The organism is Enterococcus sp. R12 (genome assembly GCF_058135755.1).
This window is the reverse complement of the sequence record NZ_CM176874.1, coordinates 3332055-3356329: the sequence shown is the minus strand read 5'-3', so window position 1 is coordinate 3356329 and position 24275 is coordinate 3332055. Positions and strand designations below refer to the sequence as shown.

Genomic DNA, 24275 nt, shown 5'->3' with positions numbered 1-24275 from the left:
TAATAATCAAAGCGATCAGCTGCTAAGTAAACGATTTGATGTGTGTTATTTTTACAATGTATCTTTTCTTTTATTATAGCATTGTGATCGAGGGGAGGGAAATGTGTGATACGGGTCTTTCGCTACTTGATTGGTAGATGTCTAACAGCTGTCGAGAGTATTGAGCGGGGAGCAGCGCAACAGCAAGTTTCTTTTCTTAAAGAAAATCACTTAGTTGACAAATCGCAAAACATCTTGTTTAATATACCCCAAGGGGTATACGAAAGGAGCAAGAAATGTTTTCACTATTTAAGCGCATACCAAGTATGTCAACAGCAGATTTACAAAAAGAAGGAGCCAAAGAATGGACGGTTCTGGATGTACGCACGCCGGCGGAGTACCGCAGCGGGCACATTGCCTATGCGAAAAATGTACCGTTAAATAAGGTTGCTGGATTTACTCAAAAAGGCGACAAGAAACTGGCAGTCATTTGCCAATCGGGGATGCGAAGCAAACAAGCAGCCAAAATCCTAAGTAAAAAAGGTTTTGATGTGGTCAACGTTCGTGGCGGCATGAATCAATGGCGCGGAACAACCAAAGGAGGAAAGTAATGATGGAAAAAATAGTTATTGTCGGTGGGGTAGCAGGGGGAATGTCGGCAGCCACGCGCTTACGTCGGCTTAAAGAAGCAGCGGAGATTATTGTTTTTGAAAAAGGTCCTTTTGTCTCTTTTGCGAATTGCGGGTTGCCGTATGCCATTTCTGGTGAGATCAAAGAGCGAGACGCCCTATTGGTCCAAACACCTGACGCATTAAAGAAACGGTTCAACTTAGATGTGCGACCTTTTCATGAAGTGCTGGCGATCGAGCCAGAGGAGAAAACGGTGACGGTCAAACATGGCGAACACGTCTTCACGGAATCTTATGATGCGTTGATTTTATCGCCGGGGGCAAAACCGCTAGTACCAGCGATCAAAGGGCTAGAAGAAGCAACCAACGCCTTTTCTTTGCGCAATGTTCCTGACTTAGACCAAATCATGGCGCATCTTGAAGACAAAAAGCCTCAAAAAGCGACGATCATTGGCGCTGGGTTTATTGGTTTAGAAGTCGCTGAAAATTTACATAAAAAAGGCCTCGAAGTAACGATCGTAGAAAAAGCACCCCACGTATTGCCACCTTTGGACGAAGAAATGACTGCGTATGTCAAAAATGAATTGATCAAGCAAGGGGTCAAAGTTTTGACCTCGCAGTCAGCGACCGCTTTTGAAAAAGCAGGGCAAGAAATCGTTCTGGAAGATGGCACGGTCCTGGCCTCAGATGTCACGATTCTTTCGGTAGGTGTCCAACCAGAAACGGATTTGGCGAAACGTGCTGGTATTGAATTGGGACACCGGGGGGGTATCCTAGTAGATGAGCAATACCAAACCAGCAAGAAAGATATTTACGCGGTGGGTGATGCCATCGTTGTGAAACAACAAATCACCAACGAAGACACGTTGATCTCCCTGGCGTCACCAGCCAATCGCCAAGGTCGGCAAGTTGCTGATGTGTTGGGTGGACTGGCTCGCAAAAACAAAGGCAGTATCGGGACTGCGATCGTGCGCGTATTCGATCTTGCAGCAGCTTCCACAGGGTTGAGTGAGCGCAGCGCCAAACTGGCAGGGCTAAATCCCCAGGTGGTTCATCTGTCAGGCAAAGACCATGCAGGGTATTATCCTGATGCGACGGATATTTATTTGAAACTGATTTTTGATGCGGATACTGGAAAAATCTACGGTGCGCAAGGCATCGGTGCCAAAGGAGTCGATAAACGGATCGATATATTGGCAACAGCGATCAAAGGCGGCTTAACGATCTTTGACTTGCCTGAACTGGAATTCACCTATGCACCGCCTTTTGGCTCAGCCAAAGATCCAGTGAATATGCTTGGCTATGCAGCGATCAATCTGGCGGAAGGAATCAGTGAGAATATTCAGTGGCACGAATTGACGGATGCCTTAGAAAACGGTAAGCAGTTGTTGGATGTTCGTTCAGAGATGGAATTAGCCAATAATGGACGTTTTCAACAAGCGCTCCACATTCCGTTAGATGAATTGAGGGATCGGTTGTCTGAATTGGATCCAAGCGTTTCGTATGTCGTTACGTGTCATAGCGGATTGAGAAGCTACATTGCCGAACGCATCTTAAAACAAGCGGGCATCAATTGTCAAAACCTCGATGGTGCCTTTTCGTTGTATAATACTATTAAGCCGGAGATGATTATTCATGATTAAAGCAATATCTATGGAGGAATTTGCCCAAAAAGAAAAACGTGAACCACTTGAGATCCTTGATGTCAGAGAAGTCGATGAGTTTGCACAAGGACACATCAAAACAGAACAAAACCTACCGTTGAGCGAGCTGACAGAACAAATCAGCGACTTAGAGAAGGATAAAAACTACTATGTCATCTGTCATTCAGGGGCTCGTTCGCAAATGGCATCTGAGTTTTTGAGCCAGCAAGGGTTTCAAGTGACCAATGTCCTCGGCGGTATGTCAGCATGGAGAGGAGAAATCAAACGATGACCGCATGCAACAAAGATATCTTGAATCGGTTAAAACGAACCGAAGGCCAGTTGCGGGGGATTCAAAAAATGATCGAAGACGAGAAAGAATGCGTCGATGTCATCACGCAATTGTCCGCCGTCAGTTCCAGTGTTAACCGTATTATGGGGATCATTGTCGCTGAAAATTTGAAAAATTGTTTGGAAAATCCAGACAGCGACACGGAAACCCAAAAGCAGAAAATCGATCAAGCCGTCCAGCTGATCGTGAAGAAGTAGCGGGATTTTTGAAAGGTTTGTCGCATTTTTTATCATCCCATGGAAAAGGTTCAGAAGAGCAGCATGTTCTTCTGAACCTTTTTATTCTTCATCAGTGATTGCTTGTCGACACCAATAGAGGAAACAAGCGGAGATTGTCGGTATGTTTTGTTTTTTTATTATGAAGGAATATACACCGAGAAGGCTGTATGGTTAAATGGAGGGAGAAACGTCAAAACGCCTGATGGGTCGTTGAGTATATGTAGCGACCAACGATCGCTTTTCTTGTGACTAAAATCACAATAAGCGAGTGGGTGTTGCGCAGTTATGGCGAATGAGAGAGGGGAGCTTCTTGAACAAAAAAATACAGTCTTTTACATTACCCTTGATTGCTTCCAATTTGTTTCAAATCATTATTGCGCAAGTTTCATTAGCGATTATTTCAAGAAGATCCACGGAAGCGTTGGCGGCGATCGCACTGATCGACGGATTTCTCTACGCTTTTGCGGGGATTTTAGGTGCGATTGGCCTGGCTTTTAATATTTATGGCGCAAAGGCAGTCGGGCAAAGAGAAGAGACGCAGTTAAATGATTATCTGTCCTCGGGTCTTTTTCTAGTAGTCGCGATCGGCGTGAGCTTTTTCTTGATTTTCCTGTTTTTTGGACGCGGCATTTTGCAGGTTGTCTACGGATTTAGTGGGGAGCTGCTAAGGACCGCAACATTGTATCTTGCAATCATGTCTCCCTATATTTTACTTACGTTAGTCACGTTTGTTTTTACTAGTCTTTTAAAAATTGAAAAGAAAACGAATTACATCCTCGGCGTTTCCATTATTAGTGCGTTGGTACAGGTGTTGCTTAGCTATCTATTGATAAATGGCAATCTCGGTTTTCCCGCAATGGGGGTCTTAGGCAGTGGCATCGCAAATATGCTTGCGACTTTGTGCTTGCTGGGGATTTATGGGGTTCTTTTACGAGAAAGTCTAGCCAGGGGGCTGAAACAAAGACCACGAAAACGCACCTTTTTATTGAAAAAAGCGGTCCCCTTAATGATTCAGGAATGCTTTGAAGGCTTAGTCTTTATTATTGCTTTTGAAGCTTTCGTCTCACGATTGGGTGTCAGTACGCTGGCAGCCTATGCGATCGGCAGCCAAGGATTGATGATCGCACGGTTGCCTGCTTTGATGTATGGCAACGCAGTGACCGTCTTTGCGAGTGAGGCGAATGGTCAGAACAATCGTCAGAAGATTTTAGCAGTGGGGAAAAGTGCCTTCGTTTCTTCTTTCGTGGCTTATGTCGGAATCGCCAGTCTGATCTGGGTCTTTCGTCCTGCTTTTTTTCAATTGTTTACTACAAATGTCGCTGTTTTAGACTTGTTGCCAGCTATTCTACCAATCATGCTGGGGATAATGCTCGTCAGTCCGTTATATGAAATCACAAAATACCTATTACAAAGCTTGGAGTGCAGTCGCACGGTTTGTGTATTGACAGGATGCGTCAACAGTCTTGTTTTAGTGGGAATCATGGGCTTTTGGAGTAGTGGGCAGCTGAACTTTTTCTTCCTCTACTGTCTATACGGCATGAATTTCCTGATTCTCGGTGGTTTCTTTGCAGGATTGTTTTATTGGACGATCAAGCAGCGTGATCCTCAGGGCAAAGGAAGCCTTTGAGGGTTAAAAAAGCGAAGGTGCTGCTGAGCCTTCGCTTTTTCGTCGCCTACAATTGGACAGGGGGATTAATTGTGGCTGACTTCTTCGTAAAAAATGGCGTTGCGTTCTGCAATCAGTTGGGTTTCCCTTCGCTCTAATTCAAGAAAGGTTTCGTCTGCCAGCAATTCGGCAGCAGAGTAGCCGGCAGCCAAGAAATTTTCGGCATAGGTCAATTTTTGATTCGTAATGTTTCTTCGTTGCTCGGCAATAATGAGTAGCTGTTTTACATTCATATACACACTCCATTCTTTTATAAAAAGCAAGTACTAAAAAGAGGACAGCTAAGGCAGTACTTGCAAGTCAACGGTGAAGGTAGGGCTGCGCGCTTGCTCGGCTATTCATCGCTCATGAGGAGAACGTCCGGTTTGTTTCTGATCAAACGGGTTTATACGGAAGCTTTGTACTAAGTATAAAAAAATTTCCCCCGAAGCAACAGAACCTAGTCGTTTACATAAAGCAACCATTGGTTTACATCCCTCGGACAATTGGGTGTTACAAGAAAATCAAGTAATTTTTCCAAGAAAACGGTGGGATTTGACGACAAAAAAACCTGCGACCAGCATGAAGCGGTCGCAGGTTTCGTAGATAAGTAGAAATAGCTTAAACGGTTTGTTTTGCTGGGCGCAGCAAGACTTCGCTGATCGCCACATGTTTGGGCTGTTGAATGGCATAAACCACTGCATTTGCTACGTCTTCTGGCGTTAGGCTGTTGCCTTCTACGCGAGAGGTTTCTTTCAAGGCTGCTTCCAGTTGAACATTACCGACGGTTTCAAACAATTCCGTGGAGACCATTCCAGGAGAGACGATGGTGGAGCGAATGCCATGTTCACGTTCTTCTTGGCGCAAGCCTTCCATGATTGCACGAACTGCAAACTTTGTCCCGTTGTACACGGCAGAACCTGGGTAAATGACATGGCCAGCAACTGAGTCAGTGGCGATGATCAAGCCGTCTTGTTGTTTTTGCATGATGGGCAGCACAGCGCCGATCCCGTTTAATACCCCCATGATATTGATATCCAGCATTTTTTGCCAGCTGTCATAGTTCAACTCTGCCAAGTTTCCTTGAGGCATGATGCCAGCATTATTGAAAAGGACATCAATCTGACCAAAGGAGGCCATGGCTAAATCAATGACTTGTTGGACTTGTTCGCGATTGGTGACATCAGCTGTTTGATACAAGACATTTTCTCCTAATTTTTCAGCCAGTACTTTGATGCGCTCTTCACGGCGGGCAGCGATCACTATTTTTGCCCCTTGTTCGGCTAGTTTAACGGCGGTCGCTTCCCCAATTCCTGAAGATGCTCCCATAATTACGATAACTTTTTCTTTGATTTCTGTCATTTGTATTTCCTCCAGTGAATGATTTTTTCAGCGAATCCTGCTAATGCCAATGGTGAACCTGTGAGACGATAGGTGATTGACAGTACAGTGCTTGCGGTGTATTTTAATTGTAGAACCTGAAGTTAGGTTTAGGTCAAGTGATAAATATAATTTTTTTTAGGAGCGATGCAAGTGAGTTACTCGATTGGTGAAGTATCACAAACGACCAATATCCCCATCTCGACACTGCGTTATTACGATCGAGAAGGGATGTTTCCGAAGTTGGCCCGCAGTAATGGCGGCATTCGGGTGTTTTCCGAAAAAGAAGTAGCGACGATCAAAGTGATCGATTGTTTGAAGAATACTGGCATGCCCATCAAAGACATCAAGAATTTCTTGGATTGGGGCGAGGAAGGCGATGCGTCTTTGCAGAAACGGCAGCAGCTGTTTCATGAACGCTTGGAAGAAGTCACAAAGCAAATGGCAGCCTTGCAAGAAACCATGAATACGATCAAATACAAATGCTGGTACTACGATACAGCGATGGCAGCAGGCACCGAAGCGGTGGTAAAAGAGTTGCCACTAGAAGAAATACCAGAAGAAGTCCGAGCATACAAACTGTAAGCCCATCGAAAAACCACCTGCTGTTTTTGCAGGTGGTTTTTCTATTCTACTGGTTTTTCTGGGAAAATCAACCTTGCCAGTTGCCGTTTTCTAACGGCAGTTCGGCAGTCCCATGAAAATTGGGTTTCGTTCGTCGGCAGTGTTACTCAATAACGCCTACAGGAATCAAATAGCGGGGTTCATTTTCCGTTGGCAGCTGCAGCAGCTCTGTCAGTTCATGATCCGTGAAGGCGCCGATCGGCATAGCACCTAAGCCTAACGCTTGGGCTTGTAAAAGGACATTTTGGGCGGAATGACCGACTTCGATATAGGCATAGCGTTCGATTCCTCGGTCTCCATAGCGCTCGATCAGTCGTTCATAAACCACTGTATAAAGCAATGTGGCAGATGCCCGTTGGATCGCTTGCTGGTCCAACGAACCTTCCGCCAATGCGGTCCGAAAATCACCAGCAAGAACTTTTGCTAAGGTATGCTGCTCTGGTTGATACAGATAAAGCCCTGGCTCAAGCCCCGTTACCTGTGTGACCACAACATAGAGGTCTAAGGGATACAAGGCACCAGCCGAAGGCGCTGTCCGGCGACCGTCTTCTGTAGTGACACCGGCAGCGGCCCATAAAAGCTGTGCCAGCTGTTCTTGTGTTAGCTCAGTGTCTAGAAAATCCCGTTGCGAGCGCCGCTCGAAGAGAGCTTCCGACACACTGGTTTCCCCGTCTAAGATTGGTTGCGGCAATGGAAAGGTTTCATAGGAAACTGCTGGTTCAGAAGAAGTGGCGGTGTTGGTAGTCGGTTGTTCTTTAATTGGTGCCGTATCCGCACTGCAGCCAGTGAGGAGTAAGCCCAACACCAAAAGAGCGCCTAAATGAACAAAGCGAAATCGTTTGTAACGGGTCATGAGGGTTCCTCCTTTTCTAAGGACTTCGTGTTATTTATAAGTATAACAAGGATTGCTTTTTCATGCGCTTTTATTCGCAAACGGGTGAGCAGTGACAAGCGTATCAGCTCAATCAGGTCATAGGAAAAGCAGACTTTTTAATATTTTCTAAAGGCTTAAAAAGTATTTGCCATCGAGACATCATCAAGATTCTGTTCTGGCTCTTTCAATCAATGATCATTGGAGAAGGATGCAGCAAATGCCAGAGTGTTATCTAAAGGAAGAGAATCATCAGAAGATGGAGAACTGCCCTTTAAGGAGCTTTCTGGAATCAATAAAGCCCCTTTGTCTCTTGCGACAAAGGGGGCGGGGCTAACTATTCATTTCTGCGACTTCTTCCTCCATATCAAATTCCAACTGTTTGGCAGCATTGAGCTGGTCGCTATAGTAGCTGGCAAGCTCTTCAGCAGATTGCGGTGTTAGATTGTTGAAGGCAAAAGTCACATAGGATCCATGGTCCTCCAGACAGATCGAATTGATGGTGAAGCGGTGTTTATCATCATAAAAGGTATAACTTTCACCTGGTACGAAGGTTTGCTCGGGATGAGTACGGACACGGAAGCCATTGAAACTCATTTGATACATCTCGAACGTCTTCGCATCATAAGAAAGCTGACGATTGATGGCGATACTCAAGGCTTCACTATCACTTTCGATAAAACGGTTTTTCCCGATCAAAATGGCATAAAACAAGCCATAGAGGTTATAGAGCGACCAAATCAAGGTCACGATATAGCCGAATTCATAGCCTTCTCCTCGGTACAAACGATACCCAGCCACCAGACAGGCAAAGGAGATCCAAGTAAAGAGGATGATGTGGGGCAAGACGGTTCGCCAATCAAAGGCGTTACTGCCGACGATCTCTTTTTTGGTCACGTTGAATTTTTTCTGTGATTTCATAAATTCTTTGATCAATGCCCCGGTGTGGATAGGAGCGACAAAGCAATCATAGATGTGGGAACTTGTCAGGTTCCTGATTTTAGGGACATACAGCCGAAACGACAGGGAAATCATAATGAAAGGTGGTAAAAAGAACAGTAACAATTGGTGATTGTTGCTTCTGACGATAAAGATATCAAAAACCATAAATAAGGTTGGTGCCAATAAAAAGATGATTTTTTGGAAAGAGGTAAACCAATACAAATAGGAGTTGTAATAACAAAGTTTTTGCATGAACGACAATCCTTTTAAGCGGCGTGGTTTGAAGTGGTCAAAAATTTGTTTCGTTCCTTGCGCCCACCGAGTCCGTTGTGAGGTCAGCTCTTTGGCAGTGTAAGGAGTGATCCCCAAGGCATAGGCTTTATTGATAAAAATCGTTTCATAGCCGGCGTCTTGTAAAAGCATCCCGGTCGCCATATCTTCGGTGATACTGCTGGTAGGAACGCCGCCGATTTCTTCAAGGGCACTGCGACGAATGATGGCATTGGTACCGATATGGATCAAAGCATTCTCACGAGAAAGTGCGGGTTCTAGAAAGCGCATGAATAATTCCTGTTCGTTGTACATGGATTTGCGCAGTAATTGAAAAGGATCTTTGTTATAAAATGTTTGTGGATATTGCACCAATGCGACTTTAGGATTGCGGAAATAGTCGACAGCTTCAAAAATAATGTTCTTTTTGACGATAAAGTCAGCATCCAGAAGCAAAATCAAGTCACTGCTGGTTTGGGACAAGGCATAGTTGATATTCCCAGCTTTAGCATTGGCATTTCCTTCGCGGGTCAAATAGCCGAGGTTCATTCGCTCGGCCATTTCTTTTAGTTCCTCTCGATGGCCATCATCGCAGATATAGATTTTTTTGTTGGGGTATTTCAAGGCTTTGACAGCCAGTGCGGTGGCGATCACCAGCTTGATGTCTTCATTGTAAGTACAAATAAAAGCGGCGACACTTGGCAAGAATTCTTCTGCTTCATCCCCCTCGTAGCGGTATTCTTTTGAGAGCTTATTGGAAAAAAGGTAAACAAAAAAGCCATAGACAAACAAACCAATGACTTCCGCAATATAGAGAATGATCCCAAATACTAGTGAAGCAGAACTATCCATAGGGATCGTGAAAAACAAACGCCAAACCAAGTAAATAAGCAGAAAAGCAATCGTGATCTTCGAAAACAACTGTTTGATGCGATTATTTTTCTTTGCCAGAAAATACAACAAGAAAATGACCAAAAACAACCCAGATAAATAAACCAATTCCAAACCAATCTCCTCCTTTGTTATACTAAAATAGTAATAAGTTTTTAAAAATAAATCAAAGTAAACGATTGCATGTTTTTTAACATGTAAGAAAGAAGAAGGAGGACAAGTACGAAGAAGCGAAAAAAAGGCCATACAAAAACCCTCCAGCAACGAATTGCTGGAGGGTTTCATTTAATTGGCCGCTGCCAATGCTGCTTGGTTTTGTTTAGCATGATAGGCTTCCACGTCTAGGATTGCTTGTTTAAACATTTCTCGCGTGATCTCATAAGGCACGTGGACGATGTCATTGGTGGTCATTGCTTTGTCTAAGATCGCCTCAAGGTCGCTGGTGTCGTTAAGGCCCATATCCGCTAAGCAAACCGGCAGTTTGTTTTCCTTCATAAAGGCGTAGATGCGCTGGAAGAGGGCATCTTGCTGATCGAGCTGCAACAAGGCCAAAACGCCGTAACTAACGGATGCGCCGTGTAAATAGTCTTCCATTTTTTCCAAAACGGTCGTTCCGTAGTAAAAGGAATGGGCAAGGGCGGAGTTGTAATCATTGATGACTAAGACGGAAACTAAGCCGGTGGTCACGATGATATCCAAGACGACTTGCTCAATGGCATAAGACGGCTGATTGGCGGCACTGTCTTTCAAAGCTTGTGTGCCGTATTGCAATAAGCGTTCCGTGCACATTTTGCCGATTTGGATGCCTAACCCATCGGTGTAATCTAACTGATCACCCCGCGCTGAAAACGTCGATTCGATCTCTTTGGAGAGGGCATCGCCGATTCCTGCCCATAAGTACTTGTCGGGGGCTTGGGCGATGATCTCACTGTCGATAAAGGCATGGGTCGGCGGTTGCGAAGGGAAAAACAACCCTTGCATCTCGCCGTTTTCTTTATAGATGACACAGACCGCGGTGACTGGTGAGCAGTTGGAGCCAATCGTTGGGAAGGTGAAGACTGGTTTGCCAGCTTTTTCCCCAACCACTTTGACGGTATCGCAGACGCGGCCGCCACCAACGGCGAATAGAACATCGGCGGCTTGGACACTTGGAGTAGCTAACAGCTGATCGACGTTTTCATAGGTCGAGTTGCCGCCGTACCACAAGGTATCCGTCACTTGGACTGCTGACGTTAAAGCGGCTTTAATCTTGTCTTCAGCTTTTTCAAGGGCGGTTTTTCCGCCGATGATCACGGCATTGGTGCCGTATGGTTTTACGATGTCATTTACTTTTTCGTAGGCGTCCGCCCCGATTGTGTAGTTTGGCAAAAAGATACTTTGACTCATACTTTTCTCCTTCTTTCTTGGCCACGAGATTGGCTAAAATTGGTCCGGTAATTTGATGGATCACCATGCCGACTGCGGCAGGGGTAACGGCTGCAGCAATGGCGGCAAAGTGGGCATTGGCTAACGAGATCGCTAGGCCAGTATTTTTCATTCCTAATTGAAACATGATGGATTTGGCTTGGGTGGCACTGACGCCCATCACACGGCTCAGACCATAGCCTGCGCCGTAGCCGATCAAGTTATGGAGCAAGACTAAGAAAATCACGATCAAGCCAGATTGGACGATGACGGCGCCGTTGCGAGCGACAGTTCCTGCAACGATCAATAAGATACTGACGGAAGAAATCAACACAAATGATTGCAGAAATCGCTCGATGTGCTTGGCAATGAGTTTGTGGACGATCACCCCTAAAATGATCGGCAAAAGCACCATCTGCAAGACAGACAAGAGCATTTCCCAGAAGGAGATCTCGGTGTACTGACCAGCTAAGACATAAACCAAAAAGGGTGTAACGACGGTCGCTAACAAGGTTGATACCGTGGTCATGGAAACGGTGAGGGCGACATCGCCTTTGCCGATGAAGGTCATGACATTGCTGGCGGTTCCGCCAGAAACGCAGCCTAGTAAGACAAAACCGATGATCAAACCGGAAGAAAGACCAAACAGCTGCGCTAAGCCGTAAGCCACCAAAGGGCTGATGGTGAACTGGAAAAGCACCCCTAAGATGAATGCTTTGGGCTGTAAGACGACCATTTTAAACGCAGCAACGTTTAGAGTCATCCCCATACAAAACATGATGATGCTCAAAAGAATCGTTGTACGAGGCGGAATCCATAAGAAGGGTTGCGGGAAAAAATAAGAGACGATCATCAATAAAATCATGATGTAGATCAAATACTTGTTTACAAAAGCAGCGATCGTGTTGACGGTTTTCATAATAAAAAATCATCCTTCCTTTTTTCTGCTTGACCAATCAAGTGTCCAAACAGAAGGGGTCTTTAGAATAAGTGCAGTGCATAACCGCGGGGAATCGGCAGCAGTTGGTCAACGAGCGTTTTGGATCTATCTAACATCTGTGTGTCAGCTTGTAAAAGGCCGCTTTCTTGAAAATGGGTATAAAAAAACACTCCATCTCAAGAAGCTGTTCTTCTTTTTGGATGCAATGTGAATAGGGACTCTTTGAATGTATAAAATCAAACAGTCCCGACTATAATAATAAAATAATTCGTTTGCTAACATTGGTGCGGGTCATATACGCCACCGTCCTTTTCTTTATTTTGAATTTTCTAAATATTTAAATTATTTCTACTTAGTCTACAAAAGAGTCAACGCTTTGTCAATCGTTTGAGAAAATTTTTTTCATTTTTTTGGGTGTTTTTTTAAAAACATGGGTTTCTATGGGGAAAAACAGCAAGAATTGGTTTGTGCTGTGCTTTTTTCACCTTCGTTTAGAAACAGAATAGTTGTTGGATCTTGGTTTTTGTCCTACGATGATACTAGCAAGAGTTGGAAAAAGAAACGAGAGGAGCAAAGAAAATGAAAATTTTTGTCGTTGGTGCTACTGGACGAGTAGGCCAAAAATTGATCACCTTTCTAGAAAAACAAGGACACATCGTTTATGCTGGTGCGCGCAGCAGTGAGAAAATCACAGAAACGGAGACGATCAAGCCCGTGTTCTTTGATTTACACACGGAACCGGAAGAGATGGCGGCGAAATTCGCAGATGCGGAAGCGGTATACTTCGTGGCGGGTTCCCGAGGCAAAGACTTGCTGCAATCTGATCTGTATGGTGCGGTCAAAGTGATGCAAGCCGCTGAAGCAAAAGGAATTAAGCGCTACATCCACCTTAGCTCAGCCTATGCCTTAGAACCTGAACAGTGGCAAAGGGAAGGCATGGCGTCATTGATGGATTACACGATCGCCAAATTTTTCTCTGATCGCTGGCTGATCGACAACACCGCACTAGACTATACGATTTTGCAGCCGGGTGCGTTGAAAGAAACACCAGGATCTAGTTTGATCGAGATCAGTGAAACGACCTCTGGTGCGCTCCCCATCGAGGATGTCGCCGTCTTGTTAGGTGAAATGCTGGAACGTCCAGCAACTTATCAAAAAGTCATCAAAGTCCAAGCTGGGGAAACCCCCATCAGCGAGTCACTGGATCAGCTTTAAGGCGAGCCTTTGGGCTTGAAGAGAATGTACTGAAGGAGCTGTACGGCGACGAATCGTTGGCGTGTGGCTTTTTTTTTGTGAAGAAGCCAGCCACTTTTCATTTTTGAAAGCGGTGACTCTTGACTTTGGAAAAATAGTTTGTTACGCTTATTGCTAACTTTAGAGGGGGTGGTAAACGAATGTCAAGCGACTCGAGTGACGGTGAGCAGAAACACTATTTTGACTTGCCTTACTTTTTAATTGAATAGGAGACAAACAACAGCGCGTTATTTAGGAGCAGTTTCTAAATAAGGGGCTTATTTGTGTTATCCATCAATGAAAAAGAAAAGGAAGAAGAAAAAAATGAATAAAAAAGAGTTTCAGTTATCAGTGTCAGAAACAATCGAACAGTATCAGGTGCCGTCAATCGATCAAGGATTAGATGAGGCGCAAGTAACCGAGCGGTTAGAAACCTACGGATTGAATCAATTAGCGGTCAAAAAAACTGCCAAGTGGCGGTTGCTGCTGCGACAATTCCATAACACGATCATCTACATTTTGATTTTCTCTGCCATCTTAACGCTGCTGATGGGGCATTTCTCTGATGCCGTGATCATTGGCATCGTCGTGCTGGTCAATGCGTTGATCGGTTATTACCAAGAAGCGAATGCTTCCGATGCGTTAGAACGGATCAAAGAGATGCTATCAGCAGAAGCCACGGTCTATCGGAATGGGATTCGTCAAGATATTCCAGCTGCCGAAGTCGTTCCAGGGGATGTCGTATTCCTAGAAGCTGGTGACAATGTGCCCGCAGATCTGCGAATCATCGAAGCCGACAACTTGCGTATCCAAGAATCCGCCTTGACTGGTGAAGCCGATTCGGTGGAAAAAATAACAGATGCCTTAATGGATGAAGCAACTCCATTAGCGGAACAACGGAATTTGGCGTTTGCTTCGACTTCCGTGACGTCAGGAAGCGGGAAAGGGATCGTGATCGCTACTGGCGTCAAGACTGAGATCGGGAAAATCTCAGCTGAAGTCAATCAAACGGAAGAACGAAAAACGCCGTTGATGAAAGAGATCGATGGACTGGGGAAAGGCATCACCTATGTGATCATGGGCGTGGCGGTCTTGCTATTTGTCGTCAGTTTGTTCCAGCAAACCTATGCGATCTCTGTCTTATCCTTAGCCGTTGTCACCATGATCGTCGGCTCGATCCCAGAAGGATTGCCAGCAACGACCTCGGTGGTTTTGGCGATGGGTGTCAGCGACATGGCAAAAAACAAGCACACCATCATCAAAACGCTGCCAGCGGTTGAAACGCTAGGCTCAGTGGATGTGATCGCGACGGATAAAACAGGTACCCTGACCAAAAACGAAATGACGGTCAAAGACATCGTATTGGCTGAGCAGGAATATGAAGTGACGGGTGACGGCTATGCGCCGGTGGGAGAAATTCGTCCAAAGCAGGAGGACGTCCACGCGCAAGACACCTTGCAGTTGTTTTTGGAAGCTGGTTACGAAGCCAACGATACGGTATTAGTCCCAGAAGGAAATCACTGGACGATCAATGGGGAACCAACAGACGGCTCCTTTTTGACGCTGTATCATAAGCAATTTGCCTATCCGCAAGCACCCGCTTACCAAGAACTGGATATGCTGCCCTTTGATTCAGACAACCGCTACATGGCGAAACTAGTGGCAAACCCTGCGGGGGAACGCTTGCTATTTGTTAAAGGCTCCCCAGATAAATTGTTTGAAATGGTGCAAAAACAAGCGGCGCCTTTTGATGAAGCCTATTGGACAGGCCATGTCCGCCGCTTGTCGGCAGAAGGCAAACGAGTGGTAGCGGTGGGCTATCAGAAAGTTTCGATCGATCACATTGATGAAACGATTTTTGAGCAAGGGCTGCAATTACTAGGGATCGCTGGGATCATCGATCCGCCGCGAGAAGAAGTGATTGCCTCCCTGAAGGAAATGAACCAAGCCGGTGTTCAAGTGAAAATGATCACTGGCGATCACCCTCTGACCGCCAAAGCGATTGGGGAAAAGCTTGGCTTAGCGGATGAGATTCACGTCGTGACTGGTGCCGAGTTGGATCAGATGAGCGAAGCTGAATTTCAAGATGCTGCCTTGACGAATCAAGTCTTTGCACGAACCACGCCGAAAAATAAATTGGACATTATCAGAGCGCTGCAAACCAAAGGCAAAGTCACGGCGATGACAGGGGACGGTGTCAACGATGCCCCTGCGTTGAAGCGGGCGGATATCGGTGTAGCGATGGGGATCAGCGGCACGGATGTAGCCAAAGATTCTGCTGATATGATCTTGACCGATGACAATTTCGGTACCATGTCCTTAGCGATTCGCGAAGGACGCAGGATCTATGACAACATCAAAAAGAGCATTCTGTTTCTGTTGCCGACATCTTTTGCCGAAGGGCTGATCATTGCCTTTACGATCATGATGCAAAAAGAATTGCCGTTGCAGGCGACGCAACTGCTGTGGATCAACATGGTTTCTGCTATTACGATCCAGTTTGCGTTTATTTTTGAACCAGCAGAGTCTGGGATCATGAGCCGCAAACCGCGAAAGACAGGTAATAAATTGTTGAATCGTCACGATATTTGGCAGATGGCGTATGTATCGATCTTGATGGCAGTCATCAGTTTGATCGCCCATGACTGGCTCTTGCTACAAGGCGTCAGCGAAGCCGTTGCTAGTACCATGATGGTCAATATCGTGGTCTTAAGTAAGATTTTTTATTTGTTCAACATCCGTACCAGTGCACCAGCGTTTTCTAAAGCTTCCTTCACCAATCCAAAAGCGTTCGTGATCATTGGTGTGATGCTGGTTCTGCAACTGTTATTGACCTATGTTCCATTTATGCAAAGCGCCTTTCATACGGAGGACATGTCCTTGATCGGCTGGGTCATCTCAGCAGCTTCCGGGATGGTCGTCTTACTCGTGACGGAGTTCGATAAATGGCTTCGCTCGAGAAAAAATATTTAACCTAGGTTTTCTTGTATTTTTTTTCAGGCAAAATCGCCTTGCTGCAGCTTAGGAAAATGGCGGAACGACAAGGGATTTCTGCTGTCGCTGCTTTGGGGTTGCCAAAAGAAAAAGCCAAGAGGAATTCCTATTGGCTTGTAATCAGGCCTATTGACAAACAAAAATGGTCGGGCTAAAATGCACATGAATTGAATAGTATTCTTCGGGGCAGGGTGTAATTCCCGACCGACGGTGACAAGCGCAACGCTTGAAGTCCGTGACCCGCATAGCTATGCGGTGGAGCCAGTGTGAATCTGGCACCGACAGTGAAAGTCTGGATGGGAGAAGAAAAACCACAAAATTTCAAGGGGCGCAGTGCGTCTAAAATTGATTTTTTGCCGGTCTTGTTTGTCTATGCCTCGTGAGATTCTCACGAGGCATTTTTTATTGAAAGGAGGAAGGAAGATGCATAACGAATACATGCGTTTGGCGATCGCAGAAGCCAAAAAAGGGCGTTACCAAACCTTTACCAATCCGCTAGTGGGCGCCGTGATCGTCAAAGAGCAACGGGTCATTGCTAAAGGGGCTCACTTAGTCTATGGGCAGCCCCATGCGGAACGAAACGCCATCGAACAATGCCATTCCTCCGAAGACCTAATCAATTCGACTTTATACGTGACGTTAGAACCTTGCAACCATCAAGGAAAACAGCCGCCTTGCACCCAGCTGATCATCGACAGCGGCATCAAAAAGGTAGTCATCGGCCAGTTAGACCCTAACCCGATCGTGGCTGGACAAGGCAAGCGCTTTTTAGAAGAACAGGGCATCGACGTGTTGGTGGGCATCGAAGAAACAGCGGTGCGCCGTTTGAATCCACACTATAATTTTTACCATCAGCATCAGCGACCTTACGTGGCGTTGAAGCAAGCGATCACTTTAGATGGCCGGATCGCTCATGATGCGTTAACCCGTAGTGCGATCACTGGTTCAGCGGTTTGGCAAAACGTCCATCAAGAACGTGGGGACTATCAAGGAATCTTAGTGGGCAGTCAGACGGTGTTGACGGATGATCCCACGTTATTGACCACGGTTGAAACCAGCTTTCCGCCGATTCGCATCGTGTTAGACCGTCGGGGGCGAACGCTGTCGCAACCCCATTTGGCACTGTTTGCCGATGATTCGGCACCTGTGTGGATTTTTACGCAGCAGACAACTGTCAGTGATTTGCCAGCTCATGTGTCAGTGATCCAGCTGGAAGAGTTGACAATTGTTTCATTGCTGAGGGAGCTTGCCGCACGACAGGTCCAATCGCTATACGTAGAAGGAGGCGCTGCGATCCATGATGCCTTTTTAGCCAGCGGACTGTGGCAAGAAAGCATTACCTATGTGGCGCCAAAGTTTCTTGGGGGCAATAGTCTCGCAAGTTTTACCAGTGAGCGTACCCCGAAACAGCTGCAGCAGCTAACAGAGGTGACGGTGACTGCAGTTGGGGAAGATGTTTGCATCCGAGGAAGGAGACCAGAGGAATGTTCACAGGATTGATTCAGGAAAAAGGCCGCATCAAAGAGATCCGCAAGCAAAGCCGCACGATCCAGCTAACTTGCAGTGCGTCCGAAGGATTACTGGCGGATTACCAGATCGGAGACAGTATGGCGATCAACGGGACGTGTTTGACGGCGATCGCCAAACAAGCGACGACGTTTACGGTGGATATCATGCCAGAAACCTTTCAACGAACGACCTTTAAACAACTCTCGGTGGGTGCCGAAGTCAATTTGGAGCGAGCGATGGCAGCGACGCAGCGTTTTGAAGGCCACTTTGTCGCAGGCCACATTGATGTAACGACCCGTTTGATCCAGAAAAAGCAGTTGGAAAATGCCTTGATCTTGACGTTTGCTTATCCTGTCAGTGTGCAAGGGGAAATCATTCCGCAAGGGTCGATTGCGATCAATGGCGTCAGTTTGACGGTTACCCAGACGACGGCACAGGCATTTTCCGTTAGCTTGATCCCCCATTCCAAAGACCAGACGACGCTGGGGCAGTTGAAACAAGGGGAGTGGGTCAATATCGAGACGGATATGATCGGGAAATATGTCAAATACCAACGAAAATGAAAGAAGGCAGACGATGCATAAAGTAGAACAAGCAGTGGAATGGTTAAAAAAAGGCGGCTTAGTGATTGTCGCCGATGATGAAAATCGAGAATCAGAAGGAGATTTGATTGGGATCGCTGAATACGCAACGCCAGAAGCCGTCAATTTTATGGCGACTTATGGCCGCGGCTTGATCTGTGCACCCATCTCACAAGCGATCGCTGAAAAGCTGGCATTGCCTGAGATGACCGCCAATAATACGGATGCCTTTGGCACCGCGTTTACCATCAGTATCGATCACGTGACGACGAGTACGGGGATTTCTGCGAAAGACCGGGCAGTGACGATTGAAAAATTGGCTGATCCAGCGTCACAAGCTGCGGATTTTTATCGCCCTGGTCATATCTTCCCATTGACCGCTCAACCTGGCGGCGTGTTGGAACGCAGAGGACATACAGAAGCGGCTGTGGATTTAGCAAAGCTTGCTGGCAGCGTGGAAGCAGCCTACATTTGTGAGATTTTAAATGAAGATGGCACGATGGCTAGGGTCCCAGAATTGAAAAAATTAGCAGAAAAATGGCAGCTGCCATTTTTGACCATTGATGAGTTGGCGGAATATCTACGAGGAACCACGCCTATCACGGTGGATCTGCCAACGGCTTATGGGGCGTTCCAATTGACCTTATTTGAAGATGAGTTCGGCAATGAACACCTTTTACTAGCCAAAGGCGAGATTCAACATACTACCGAGCCGCTGTTACTACGGATCCATTCAGAGTGTTTAACAGGCGACGTCTTCGGCTCTCATCGCTGTGATTGCGGCGAACAGCTGCAAGAAGCGATGCGGCAGATCGAAGCAAAAGGCCGCGGTGCGATTTTGTATCTACGCCAAGAAGGCCGCGGTATTGGCTTGCGGAACAAGCTCCGTGCCTATCAGCTGCAGGAACAAGGCATGGATACTTATGAAGCAAATATTGCATTAGGGTTTGCAGCAGATGCCCGTCATTACACGTTTGCCGCCGATGTTTTACGTTCCTTAGAAGTGCAGGAGATTCAATTGATGACCAACAACCCTGACAAAGTGAAGGAATTAGAAAGCTTAGGGATTAAGGTAGCAGAACGAGTACCGCTGGAGATGCCTGCGCATAAAGAAAACAGCAGCTATTTGAAAACGAAGAAAGAAAAGTTTCACCATTACCTATCTATTTAATCAACCAAAGGAGAATGAGCGATGACAGTATTTGAAGGAACGTTTCAGGGAGAGGCAGTCAAAGTAGGGATCGTGGTCTCACGATTCAACGAGTTTATCACTTCCAAGTTAGTGGAAGGCGCCAAAGACAATTTGGTGCGTCATGGAGTCAAGGCAGAAAACATCGACGTGTATTGGGTACCAGGTGCTTATGAGATTCCGTATATTACCAAAAAAATCGTTGACCACAAGCAATACGATGGGATCGTGACATTAGGTGCCTTGATTCGCGGAGCAACGACCCACTATGAATTGATCTCAAATGAAGTGGCGAAAGGCGTAGCCCAAATTGGTCTGAATGCCGACATTCCGATCATGTTTGGTGTGTTGACGACTGAAACGATTGAACAAGCCATTGAACGGGCGGGAACCAAAGCTGGCAACAAAGGCAGCGAAGCCGCTCAAGGTCTTTTGGAGATGATTTCGTTGAATCAGCAAATCCTTGGCAACGCATAGGTTTCACGTTCGAACAAAGGGAAGCTAGCAAGAACAAGCCTGCCTGAGCATAGGCATCAGACTGGAGACAGACTTCGTACAAAATGAAGTCTGTCTTTTTTTCATCATAAAAAAACACTTGATTATTATGCCAAAGGATTCGCTTCTTCACGGGTACCGTATTTTCGATAGGTCAATGGAGAGGAAAACGCCCAATCAATCACGAACATTAGAATAACTCTTATTTAAGGAAATTTTCAGAAAATTATTTACATTTCACAAAAGGTTCCTTATAATGACTCTATTCATTGAGAGTGATTCTCATTTGCAAATAGATGTCAAAGCAGCACATGGCTTTGGCGCTTTTCATGAGAAGAACTGTTATAAGCGAAAAAACGCACAGATGCTTCTTTTATGATGGCGGCGAGGCAACAGTCAACGTTGTTTTTGCTGTGAAATCAGGAGGGAGTCGTGCTGAATAAAGGAGAATCACATGTCGGTAGGGTTGATTAAATCAAATCGTTGGATGGTTTCGACAATCATTTGCTGTGTTTTAGTTGTCGCCATTCTCTTATCTGCAGGAGTTGCTTTGGCAAACGGCCAAGCCAATATCACCCTTGGCGAAGTTTACCAAATTCTCTTCTATAAAATCAGCCATGGATTGGTTGGTGATCTTTCAGGCATTTCAGACGCAAACATCAATATCGTCTGGTTTGTTCGGGCACCGCGGGTCTTGCTCTCTATTTTTGTGGGCATGGGGTTAGCGATCAGCGGGGCAGTGATGCAGGCAGTGGTCCAAAATCCGCTGGCAGATCCCTATATCTTAGGAATCTCTTCTGGCGCATCCTTAGGGGCGACCTTCGCCATCTTAGTCGGTTTTGGCGGCTCGGCGCTAGTCTTGCAGCTGGGCTTATCGTTTGGTGCCTTTGCAGGAGCGGGGATTGCCACCATTTTGGTGCTGCTGCTTGCCAGTATCGGTGGGAAAATGACTTCCACAAAACTTGTGCTGTCGGGGACGATCGTCAGTGCCTTATGCAGCTCTGTCTCAAACTTGATCATCTATCTGGCTAGCAATGCAGAAGGGATGAAGACTGTGGCGTTTTGGTCGATGGGCAGTTTAGCCTCGGCTTCTTGGAACAAATTAGGCTTTATCGTGGTTCTGGTTTCTTTGATCACGCTGTTCTTCCTGACGCAATACCGTGTTTTGAATACGCTTTTGCTGGGAGATGAAGTTGCTTCCACCTTAGGAGTCAAGCTGACTTTCTATCGTCGTTTTTACATGCTGCTAGCAGCGCTATTAACCAGTATCATCGTTGCGAATTCTGGTATGATCGGCTTTGTCGGCTTGATCATTCCTCATATCGTACGTGGAGTCAGCGGGTCGGATCATCGCCTGTTGATGCCTTTGACCGCTTTGACAGGCGCGTTGTTTTTGATTTGGGCGGATGTGATCGCCCGCTCGACCCTGCAAGGAGTCGAACTGCCGATCGGGATCATTACAGCGCTGATTGGCGCACCGATCTTTATCTATATCATTGTCAAACGGCAATACAACTTTGGGGGGTGACGGAATGAAATTAGCAGTTGAAAAGCTCAATCTGACGATCGGGGATCAGCAGATACTAAAAGACATCTCCGTCCAAACCGCACAGGGACAATTTGTCGGCTTGATTGGTTCCAACGGCAGCGGCAAATCTACATTGTTAAAAGCTATCTACAAAACGTTGAAACCTGACAGCGGCGACATTTATTTGGGTGAGATGAATATTTTGAAAAGTTCCGAAAAAAAAGTCGCCCAGCAAGTCAGCGTCGTCAGTCAGTTCAATGAGTTGAGCTTTGATTTAACAGTAGAACAGATGGTGCTTTTAGGCCGCACGCCCCACAAGGGTTTGTTGGAACAAGACACCAAAGCCGATCATGAGCTGGTCACCGAAGCCTTAGCCAAAACAGGGTTAAGTGCCTACAGAAAACGCAGCTACCTCTCATTATCAGGAGGCGAAAAACAGCGGGTCGTCCTTGCTCGTGCCATCACCCAAGAACCGAAATTTATGATTCTCGATGAGCCGACCAATCATTTGGATATCCGATATCAACTGGAAATCTTAGAGACCGTCAAGCATCTGAAGATTGGCTTGTTGGCGGCGCTGCACAATTTGGAACAAGCAGCCAACTATTGCGACATCATCTATGCCTTAAAAGATGGTCGGGTCGTAGGGTATGGCGAACCAGAAACGCTGCTGACAGAAGAACTGATCGAAGAGATCTATGGCGTGAAATGCAGTATTTACCATCATCCGATCACAGGCGGATTAGGGTTTCATTATTATTTTGAAAAGGAGCAAACAGATGAATAAATGGGGAAAAATGATTGGGGTAGGATTGGCAGTCTTTACATTAAGCGCTTGCGGCAATGCGAAGGATGAAGGAACTTCGGCTTCTTCCTCACAGGTAGAAAGTACGTATCCTTTAACCATCAGCAACTACACCAAAGCAGAGGGCGGCACGCAGTGGACTGCCAAGGACCAAACCTTTAATGAGGCACCAAAAAAAGTCCTAGCCAACACACGACCAGCAGCGGAATTGCTGCTGCATCTCGGCCTCAAGGATCAGATTGCGGGTGTCGGTGCAACCTTTGGTGCCGCTGATGAGGAAGTTGCTGCTGATTATGCAGAACTCAACGACCTGGGCAGCGACTATATCAGTAAAGAAACGGCGCTCAGTGTGGATCCGGATTTGATTTTTGGCCGCGGGGGACTTTTCGATAATCAAGATTGGGGCGTTGGCACCGTTGATTCCTTGAACGAGATGGGCATTCCGACTTACGTCCAAGAAACCTCTGTCACTGGTGCAACATTTGATTCCGTTTATCAAGACATTGAAAACCTTGGTAAGCTCTTCAATGTCCCTGAGGCAGCCGCTGCTTTTGAAAAAGAATTAAAGGATCGCCAGAGTGCCTTGGAAGAAAAAGTAGCAGACAAAGAAGAGCAAACCTTTGCCCATCTCTTTATGTCTGATCCAAGTGTGGTCAGTGTCTATGCCGCTCAGGACGAATCTTTTTTCAACAGCAACTTTGACATGATCAAACTGAACAATGTGTTTCAAGACTATTCAGGAGAAGTCAGTGTCGAAACCTTGATCGAAACGGATCCCGATGTCTTGATCGTCGGTGACTGGTCAACGATCGAAGGCAGTGTTTCTGGTCAAGAAATCATTGAAGGCTTGTACAAAAATGACAAACTTTCCAGCATGAAAGCCATCAAAAACAAACAAGTCTACAGCATGGACTACAATTATCTCTTTGGCTACGGCTACCAAGCCTTGACTGGATTGGAAGAACTGGTAGAGCAAATGGCACAATAAACACCTCTATTCCCATAAAAAGGAGAACCAACTTTTTATATAATAGAAGAAAACCAACGTTTCACTGGCCGTACGACCACAGAAACGTTGGTTTTTTGTATTTGGGAAAAGCAACCTTTGCCGCTGCCCGTTCCGCAACAAGTAGCCCGTTAGCTGTTTTTTTTTGTCACGTGGTCCATTTGATAGCGAGACAATAGCTTCTCTTTGTGTTTTTGCATGATCGTCTCTAGAGAAATATCGTATTTATCGGCGAGAATAAATAAATTATCCAGTACATCGCCTAATTCTTCCGTCAGGTTTGCCAGTTTTTCTTCTGGCAAGCCTTCTTGTTCATCGGGACGGTCACGACCGATCTCCAATGTCCGAATGGCACGGCTCACTTCTCCGACTTCCTCTGCTAAAAAATTCGCCCGAATAAACGGATCATATTGATACCAGTTGCGGGCTTTGTAGAAGTCACTAATAAATCGTTGATATTCCTCAATGTTCATAAATTTTTTCCCATCCTTTCCCAGAACCTTTATCAGAATTATGATATACTATTTCAAAATGATTGAGAAGGATGATGGAGAGTTTTATGAAAATTGCAGTCTATTGTGGTGCCAGTGTCGGTAATGAACCTAGTTTTGCAACAGCCGCCCAAGAATTGGGGCAGTGGATCGCTTCACGAAAAAATACGCTGGTTTATGGTGGCGGAAAAGCAGGCTTGATGGGCGTATTGGCAGATGCTGTCTTAGAAAATGGCGGTCAGGTGATCGGGGTGATCCCAACCTTTTTAAAGGATCGGGAACTAGCACATCCTGGATTGACCGAACTCCATGTCGTCGAGACGATGTCAGAAAGAAAACGAAAAATGTTCGAATTGTCGCAGGCGTTTGTCGCGCTGCCAGGTGGTCCGGGTACGCTGGAAGAAATCACGGAGATGATCTCGTGGTCAAGAATCGGTCAAAACCCGAATCCGTGTGCTTTTTATGATGTGAACAACTTTTACCACGCAACGATAGCCTTGTATGACAACATGGTGGAAAATGAGTTCTTGACGCAGGCCGATCGCGAAAAAATCGGCTTTGCGCAAACAACCCAGGAGCTTGAAGCCTTTATTCAAGCCTACGAACCGCCAGTTATTCGGCAGTATTAAGCGTCTGTTGCAAAAGAGCAAGGCGAA

23 protein-coding genes and 1 riboswitch are annotated in these 24275 nt (G+C 46.0%); of the genes, 16 read left to right on the top strand and 7 right to left on the bottom strand.

Going from position 1 to position 24275, the window contains the following annotated elements; translation table 11 throughout:
• The first annotated feature begins 275 nt into the window (after positions 1-275).
• From ACTW1R_RS15655 to ACTW1R_RS15635, 5 genes are all read left to right on the top strand, one after another.
• Positions 276-590: a rhodanese-like domain-containing protein gene (locus tag ACTW1R_RS15655; RefSeq protein ID WP_010748940.1), complete on the top strand. Its 315-nt coding sequence runs from the start codon at positions 276-278 to the stop codon at positions 588-590.
• Between the two features lie 2 nt (positions 591-592).
• Positions 593-2251: an FAD-dependent oxidoreductase gene (locus ACTW1R_RS15650; RefSeq protein ID WP_375826769.1), complete on the top strand. Its 1659-nt coding sequence runs from the start codon at positions 593-595 to the stop codon at positions 2249-2251.
• Positions 2244-2543, top strand: coding sequence for a rhodanese-like domain-containing protein (locus tag ACTW1R_RS15645; RefSeq protein WP_375826760.1), 300 nt, complete (start codon positions 2244-2246; stop codon positions 2541-2543). Before ACTW1R_RS15650 ends, ACTW1R_RS15645 begins: the two co-directional genes overlap by 8 nt.
• Positions 2540-2800: a metal-sensitive transcriptional regulator gene (locus tag ACTW1R_RS15640; protein WP_005230585.1), complete on the top strand. Its 261-nt coding sequence runs from the start codon at positions 2540-2542 to the stop codon at positions 2798-2800. Before ACTW1R_RS15645 ends, ACTW1R_RS15640 begins: the two co-directional genes overlap by 4 nt.
• Before the next feature lie 331 nt (positions 2801-3131).
• Positions 3132-4448 carry an MATE family efflux transporter gene (locus tag ACTW1R_RS15635; protein WP_489927314.1) on the top strand — a complete coding sequence of 439 codons (1317 nt, stop codon included), beginning with the start codon at positions 3132-3134 and terminating at the stop codon, positions 4446-4448.
• Positions 4449-4513: 65 nt separating this feature from the next.
• Here the strand turns inward: ACTW1R_RS15635 and ACTW1R_RS15630 are convergent, their stop codons facing one another.
• Positions 4514-4720, bottom strand: coding sequence for a hypothetical protein (locus ACTW1R_RS15630; RefSeq protein WP_005230591.1), 207 nt, complete (start codon positions 4718-4720; stop codon positions 4514-4516).
• Positions 4721-5087: 367 nt separating this feature from the next.
• Complete coding sequence (locus ACTW1R_RS15625; protein ID WP_375826762.1) at positions 5088-5828, bottom strand: SDR family oxidoreductase; 741 nt, start codon at positions 5826-5828, stop codon at positions 5088-5090.
• A gap of 165 nt (positions 5829-5993) precedes the next feature.
• On the opposite strand from ACTW1R_RS15625, the gene ACTW1R_RS15620 reads away from it, so the two are divergent.
• A complete protein-coding gene (locus ACTW1R_RS15620) occupies positions 5994-6431 on the top strand; it encodes a MerR family transcriptional regulator (protein WP_005230594.1) in 438 nt (145 codons plus the stop codon).
• Positions 6432-6573: 142 nt separating this feature from the next.
• Here ACTW1R_RS15620 and ACTW1R_RS15615 read toward each other — a convergent pair whose 3' ends face one another.
• From ACTW1R_RS15615 to ACTW1R_RS15600, 4 genes are all read right to left on the bottom strand, one after another.
• Positions 6574-7323 (bottom strand): SagB/ThcOx family dehydrogenase, encoded by a 750-nt coding sequence (locus ACTW1R_RS15615; protein ID WP_375826763.1) that lies wholly within the window; start codon positions 7321-7323, stop codon positions 6574-6576.
• 351 nt (positions 7324-7674) lie between these two features.
• Positions 7675-9558 carry a glycosyltransferase family 2 protein gene (locus ACTW1R_RS15610; protein WP_312729460.1) on the bottom strand — a complete coding sequence of 628 codons (1884 nt, stop codon included), beginning with the start codon at positions 9556-9558 and terminating at the stop codon, positions 7675-7677.
• A gap of 171 nt (positions 9559-9729) precedes the next feature.
• The gene (locus ACTW1R_RS15605) at positions 9730-10830 is read right to left on the bottom strand and encodes an iron-containing alcohol dehydrogenase family protein (protein WP_096741884.1); all 1101 of its coding nucleotides are present in this window, start codon (positions 10828-10830) and stop codon (positions 9730-9732) included.
• On the bottom strand, positions 10766-11767 hold the full coding sequence (locus ACTW1R_RS15600) for a bile acid:sodium symporter family protein (RefSeq protein ID WP_010748949.1): 1002 nt from the start codon (positions 11765-11767) through the stop codon (positions 10766-10768). Before ACTW1R_RS15600 ends, ACTW1R_RS15605 begins: the two co-directional genes overlap by 65 nt.
• A gap of 600 nt (positions 11768-12367) precedes the next feature.
• Here ACTW1R_RS15600 and ACTW1R_RS15595 point away from each other — a divergent pair.
• The 9 genes from ACTW1R_RS15595 to ACTW1R_RS15555 all read left to right on the top strand — a co-directional run bounded on the left by ACTW1R_RS15595 (position 12368) and on the right by ACTW1R_RS15555 (position 23110).
• Positions 12368-13003 (top strand): NAD(P)H-binding protein, encoded by a 636-nt coding sequence (locus ACTW1R_RS15595; protein ID WP_167822307.1) that lies wholly within the window; start codon positions 12368-12370, stop codon positions 13001-13003.
• A 342-nt stretch (positions 13004-13345) separates the two neighbouring features.
• Positions 13346-15994 (top strand): HAD-IC family P-type ATPase, encoded by a 2649-nt coding sequence (locus ACTW1R_RS15590; protein ID WP_167822306.1) that lies wholly within the window; start codon positions 13346-13348, stop codon positions 15992-15994.
• A gap of 194 nt (positions 15995-16188) precedes the next feature.
• Positions 16189-16327, top strand: a riboswitch (FMN riboswitch).
• Positions 16328-16438: 111 nt separating this feature from the next.
• Positions 16439-17515 carry a bifunctional diaminohydroxyphosphoribosylaminopyrimidine deaminase/5-amino-6-(5-phosphoribosylamino)uracil reductase RibD gene (ribD, locus tag ACTW1R_RS15585; protein ID WP_167822305.1) on the top strand — a complete coding sequence of 359 codons (1077 nt, stop codon included), beginning with the start codon at positions 16439-16441 and terminating at the stop codon, positions 17513-17515.
• Positions 17500-18087: a riboflavin synthase gene (locus ACTW1R_RS15580; RefSeq protein WP_005230617.1), complete on the top strand. Its 588-nt coding sequence runs from the start codon at positions 17500-17502 to the stop codon at positions 18085-18087. Before ribD ends, ACTW1R_RS15580 begins: the two co-directional genes overlap by 16 nt.
• Complete coding sequence (gene ribB, locus ACTW1R_RS15575; protein WP_115232919.1) at positions 18065-19276, top strand: 3,4-dihydroxy-2-butanone-4-phosphate synthase; 1212 nt, start codon at positions 18065-18067, stop codon at positions 19274-19276. The genes ACTW1R_RS15580 and ribB overlap by 23 nt, the downstream gene beginning before the upstream one ends.
• Positions 19277-19297: 21 nt before the next feature.
• Complete coding sequence (gene ribH, locus ACTW1R_RS15570) at positions 19298-19771, top strand: 6,7-dimethyl-8-ribityllumazine synthase (protein WP_061053393.1); 474 nt, start codon at positions 19298-19300, stop codon at positions 19769-19771.
• 472 nt (positions 19772-20243) lie between these two features.
• Positions 20244-21317, top strand: a complete 1074-nt coding sequence (locus ACTW1R_RS15565) for a FecCD family ABC transporter permease (protein ID WP_005233272.1) — start codon at positions 20244-20246, stop codon at positions 21315-21317.
• A gap of 4 nt (positions 21318-21321) precedes the next feature.
• Entirely contained in the window at positions 21322-22104 is a 783-nt protein-coding gene (locus ACTW1R_RS15560; RefSeq protein ID WP_010748955.1) for an ABC transporter ATP-binding protein, read from the top strand.
• Positions 22097-23110, top strand: a complete 1014-nt coding sequence (locus ACTW1R_RS15555) for an ABC transporter substrate-binding protein (RefSeq protein WP_271813957.1) — start codon at positions 22097-22099, stop codon at positions 23108-23110. Before ACTW1R_RS15560 ends, ACTW1R_RS15555 begins: the two co-directional genes overlap by 8 nt.
• A 149-nt stretch (positions 23111-23259) precedes the next feature.
• Here the strand turns inward: ACTW1R_RS15555 and ACTW1R_RS15550 are convergent, their stop codons facing one another.
• On the bottom strand, positions 23260-23601 hold the full coding sequence (locus ACTW1R_RS15550) for a MazG nucleotide pyrophosphohydrolase domain-containing protein (protein ID WP_167822302.1): 342 nt from the start codon (positions 23599-23601) through the stop codon (positions 23260-23262).
• Positions 23602-23687: 86 nt separating this feature from the next.
• Between ACTW1R_RS15550 and ACTW1R_RS15545 the strand changes: the two genes are divergently transcribed.
• Positions 23688-24248, top strand: a complete 561-nt coding sequence (locus ACTW1R_RS15545) for an LOG family protein (protein WP_270290749.1) — start codon at positions 23688-23690, stop codon at positions 24246-24248.
• The last annotated feature ends 27 nt before the right edge of the window (positions 24249-24275 follow it).